Source organism: Sulfitobacter sp. HI0129 (genome assembly GCF_001635395.1).
Taxonomy (GTDB): Bacteria; Pseudomonadota; Alphaproteobacteria; order Rhodobacterales; family Rhodobacteraceae; genus Sulfitobacter.
In genome coordinates, this window is the sequence record NZ_LWGH01000259.1 from 1 (window position 1) to 5029 (window position 5029).

4 protein-coding genes and 1 tRNA gene are annotated in these 5029 nt (G+C 62.6%); all 5 read left to right on the forward strand.

Annotated elements, in window-relative coordinates; translation table 11 throughout:
• Positions 1-397 (forward strand): pyridoxine/pyridoxamine 5'-phosphate oxidase (locus A3764_RS05055; protein ID WP_150122074.1); only part of this gene is annotated, 397 nt, incomplete at its 5' end.
• Between the two features lie 59 nt (positions 398-456).
• A complete protein-coding gene (locus A3764_RS05060; protein WP_201722233.1) occupies positions 457-984 on the forward strand; it encodes a cold shock protein in 528 nt (175 codons plus the stop codon).
• Positions 985-989: 5 nt separating this feature from the next.
• Positions 990-1460, forward strand: a complete 471-nt coding sequence (locus A3764_RS05065) for a DUF192 domain-containing protein (protein WP_201722232.1) — start codon at positions 990-992, stop codon at positions 1458-1460.
• A gap of 41 nt (positions 1461-1501) precedes the next feature.
• Positions 1502-1578: transfer RNA gene (locus tag A3764_RS05070), tRNA-Pro, on the forward strand.
• 651 nt (positions 1579-2229) lie between these two features.
• Positions 2230-5029: vitamin B12-dependent ribonucleotide reductase (locus tag A3764_RS05075; protein ID WP_067951282.1), on the forward strand; the 2800-nt coding region annotated here is incomplete at its 3' end.

Genomic DNA, 5029 nt, shown 5'->3' on the forward strand with positions numbered 1-5029 from the left:
GCCATCCTCCCGCGTGATCGCCGCCGGGCGCGCCGCCTTCGTGATGCACTGGAAATCCCTGCGCCGCCAGATTCGCGCCCGGGGGACGATCACGCGGGAGGATGGCCCGCAGGCCGACGCCTATTATCGTTCGCGCTCTCTCAAGAGCAGGCTGGGGGCCTGGGCATCGCGTCAGTCGCGCCCGCTGGACAGCCGGGCCACGCTGATGGCCGAAGTCGCCAAGATGACGGCGCGGCACGGGACCGATCCCGCGCGCCCGCCGTTCTGGGGGGGCTACAGGCTCACCCCGGTTGAAATAGAATTCTGGGCCGACGGCGCCTTTCGCCTGCATGACAGGTTTCAATGGCGCCGCGCCGGGCCGGATGGGGAATGGACCGTACAAAGATTGAACCCCTGAAGGTGCGGCTCATGGCAACCTTGGAGGAACAGATAGGAAGGGCTTCTGTGTCAGAGGACATGAACAATGAAGATGCGCTGGATGGCGTGGTTAAATGGTTCGACCCTTCCAAGGGGTTCGGCTTTGTCGTTTCGGACACGGGCGGTCCGGATATTCTGCTGCATGTGAACGTGTTGCGGAACTTCGGGCAAAGCTCGGTGGCGGACGGCGCGCGCCTGCGTTTCCGCGCCCAGCGAACCGAACGTGGCGTTCAGGCGACCGAGGTGCTTGCCGTGCAGCCGCCCGAGGGCGCGCAGGCCAGCGCGCTGGCCGATATCGTGGAACTGGACGGCGCCGTCGTGGCCGCCGCACCGTTGGAGCCTGCGCGGGTCAAATGGTTCGACAAGGCCAAGGGATTCGGATTTGCAAATGTCTTCGGTCGGCGCGAAGATATATTCCTGCACATAGAGGTGCTGCGCCAGTCCGGCCTCTCCGACCTGCAACCGGGGGAGGCCTTGGCGATCCGGGTAATCAACGGTCAGCGCGGCCAGATGGCTGCCGAGGTTCAGGCATGGGAAAAGGTACTGACACAACCCCTTCACGAGTGACCCGGATGGCGCGCGGCCCGCTGTTGGCCATGGCGTTGGCAGGCTGCGTGGCCCAGACGGCGACGGCGGCGGTCTGCCGCGAGGATTCCGTCATGCTGCGGGGCGATTGGGGGCAGGCCCGGTTCAGCGTGGAAATTGCCGACGATCCCGAAGAACGCTCTCTCGGGCTCATGCACCGGGAAAGCCTGCCGCTGGCCTCGGGCATGCTCTTTATCTACGACGAGCCGCAAACGTTGAGCTTCTGGATGCGCAACACGCTGATCCCGCTCGATCTGCTGTTCATCGATGCCTCGGGCGTTGTGCGCAGCATTCATCACAATGCGATTCCGCTGGATGAAACCGATATTCCCGGGGGCGACAACCGGCTTGCGGTGCTGGAAATCAACGGTGGGCTGGCCGCGCGGATGGGCATCGACGTGGGTACGGAACTGCGCCACCCGGCATTTGCCGCGACCGATCCCGCTTGGCCCTGTTAGGGCTTTTCAAAGCCAGACGGGGCGTCTATTGAACCCCAAGTCGGAGCGTGGCGCAGCCTGGTAGCGCACCTGTTTTGGGTACAGGGGGTCGGAGGTTCGAATCCTCTCGCTCCGACCATCTTTCCATTTCATATCACTCGTAGGGCCGGCCTGACGGCGCGGACACTACATCTGGTGGTCTGTCGCGACCTTCTGTCCACATACGGGGATGATTTGCGATTCGGGGCCAAACTTCGCTTGATAGTTGCATAAACGTGACGACTCGAGCGCCGGGGCGGGCGATTGCCGATCGCGGGGAATTTTTCGCCCGTGTGAATGCGCGGGCGGGGCGGGCCTGTGTACAACTTCGCAGCTTACCTCTGTTGTGCGCTCTAAGCCTGTTCATTGCTTGGCATATTCCGCCCCTCGGCCGGGCGCGCGGCCTCTGGACAACTTTGGGGAACCGCGGTGGTTGAATCGGGGATGATCCGAACCCTTCGAACGCAGAGATCCGGTCAACCGAAAGATTAGTCAAATTCTCAAAAAAACGCGTTGACCCGACCGGTGTGTATACGCCAGTTTGTGGGCATCGGCGGCGCGCCCACAATATCTAGTGAAAATCTGGAAGGTGCGCCGGGGTAAGGGGACAGGCTCACGGATCGTTCCGTACACGCATTCTGCGCACCGCTGGCGATGGCAGCGGCCCGAACCTCATGCCCGATCGCTATGACCCGGACCGCGGTGACCTGCGGGCCCTGAAGATAACGCTGGATGATGAGGCAGCTGACAGATGAAGATTGAACGGAAATTCACCAAGGCCGGGCAGGATGCCTACAGCGATCTGGATTTCGTGACCACGGTGTCCGAAATCCGAAACCCGGACGGTTCCGTCGTCTTCAAGCTCGATAACGTTGAAGTCCCCGCGAGCTGGAGCCAGGTCGCATCCGACGTCATCGCGCAGAAATACTTCCGCAAGGCGGGCGTGCCTTCGGCCACGCGCCCGGTGAAGGAAAAGGACGTGCCCGAGTTCCTCTGGCGGTCGGTTCCCGCCGAAGGTGCGACGATGGAGGGCGAAACCTCTTCCAAGCAGGTCTTCGACCGGCTGGCCGGGGCTTGGGCCTACTGGGGCTGGAAGGGCGGATATTTCACCACCGAAGAAGACGCCCGCGCCTATTTCGACGAAATGCGCCATATGCTGGCCAGTCAGCGCGCGGCGCCCAACAGCCCGCAGTGGTTCAACACCGGGCTGCACTGGGCTTATGGCATCGATGGCCCGGCGCAGGGGCATTACTATGTGGATCATAAGAGCGGCAAGCTGACCCGCTCCAAATCCTCCTACGAACATCCCCAGCCCCATGCCTGCTTCATCCAGTCGGTCGCCGACGATCTGGTGGGTGACGGCGGCATCATGGACCTCTGGGTCCGCGAGGCGCGGCTGTTCAAATATGGCTCGGGCACGGGCACTAATTTTTCATCGCTCCGCGGAGAGGGCGAGAAGCTGTCGGGCGGCGGCAAGTCGTCGGGCTTGATGGGGTTCCTCAAGATCGGGGACCGCGCAGCAGGCGCGATCAAGTCCGGCGGCACCACCCGTCGCGCGGCGAAGATGGTGATCGTAGATGCCGACCACCCCGATATCGAGGACTTCATCAACTGGAAGGTGCTGGAGGAGCAGAAGGTCGCGAGCATCGTCGCGGGCTCCAAGATGCACGAAGAAAAGCTGAACAAGCTTTTCGCCGCCATCCGGGCGTGGGACGGCGCGGAGGCGGATGCCTATGACCCGGCCAAGAACGAGGGGCTGAAGGCCGCGATCCGCGAAGCGAAAAAGGTCGCCATCCCCGAGACTTACGTGAAGCGCGTGCTGGATTACGCCCGTCAGGGACACACCAGCATCGAATTCCCCACCTATGACACGGACTGGGATTCCGAAGCCTACAACTCCGTCTCGGGCCAGAACTCCAACAACTCCATCCGGGTGACGAACGCCTTTCTGACGGCGGTGGAAAAGGATGCGGACTGGGAGTTGATCAACCGCGTCGACGGCACGGTGACGAAAACGGTGCGGGCCCGCGATCTTTGGGCGCAGGTGGGCCATGCCGCCTGGGCCTGTGCCGACCCCGGCATCCAGTACCACGACACCGTGAACGACTGGCACACCTGCCCCGAAGACGGTGCGATCCGCGGGTCGAACCCCTGCTCGGAATACATGTTCCTCGACGATACGGCCTGTAACCTCGCATCGATGAACCTGCTGACTTTCCTCCAAGACGGTGAGTTTCAGGTCGAAGACTACATGCACGCCAGCCGTCTGTGGACGGTGACGCTGGAAATCAGCGTGATGATGGCGCAGTTCCCCAGCAAGGAAATCGCGCAGCGGTCCTATGACTTCCGCACGCTGGGCCTCGGCTATGCCAATATCGGCGGTCTGCTGATGAACATGGGGCTGAGCTATGACAGCGACGAGGGCCGCGCGCTCTGCGGTGCGCTGACGGCGATCATGACCGGTGTGGCCTATGCAACCTCCGCAGAGATGGCCGGAGAGCTTGGCGCCTTCCCCGGATACGAAAAGAACGCACAGCACATGCTGCGCGTCATCCGCAACCACCGCAACGCCGCCCATGGCAACGACACGGGCTACGAACGTCTCGCGGTGAAGCCCGTGCCGCTCGATCACGCAAGCTGCCCGCAGCCCGCACTGGTCGATGTGGCGATGTCCTGCTGGGACGAGGCGCTGAAGCTGGGCGAGCAGCACGGCTACCGCAATGCGCAGACCTCCGTCATCGCGCCCACCGGCACCATCGGTCTGGTGATGGATTGTGACACCACGGGGATCGAGCCTGATTTCGCACTGGTGAAGTTCAAGAAGCTGGCCGGCGGCGGCTACTTCAAGATCATCAACCAGTCGGTGCCCGCGGCGCTGGAAAAGCTGGGCTACGGCTCCGCGCAGATCGAGGAAATCGTGAGCTACGCGGTGGGCCATGGCTCCATCGGGAATGCGCCGGGTATCAATCACACCACGCTGATGGGTCACGGTTTCGGCCCCAACGAACTGGCCAAGGTGGACGCGGCGCTGGCGCAGGCCTTCGACATCCGCTTTGTCTTCAACCAGTGGACGCTGGGAGAGGAGTTCTGCACGCAGGTTCTGGGCATTCCCGCCGAGAAGCTGAATGATCCGACCTTTGACCTGCTGCGGTCGCTGGGCTTCTCGAAAAAGGACATCGACGCGGCCAATGACCACGTCTGCGGTACGATGACACTGGAAGGCGCGCCGTTCCTCAAGCAGGAGCATTACGGTATCTTCGATTGCGCCAATCCCTGCGGGAAGAAGGGCAAGCGTTACCTCAGCGTCAATAGCCACATCTACATGATGGCCGCCGCGCAAAGCTTCATCTCGGGCGCGATCTCCAAAACGATCAACATGCCCAACGATGCGTCGATCTCCGATTGCCAGAACGCTTATGAGCTCAGCTGGTCGCTGGGGATCAAGGCCAATGCGCTCTACCGCGACGGATCGAAGCTGAGCCAGCCGCTCGCCGCCGCGCTGGTCGAGGACGACGACGAGGCCGCCGAAACGCTGGAAAGCGGCTCGATGC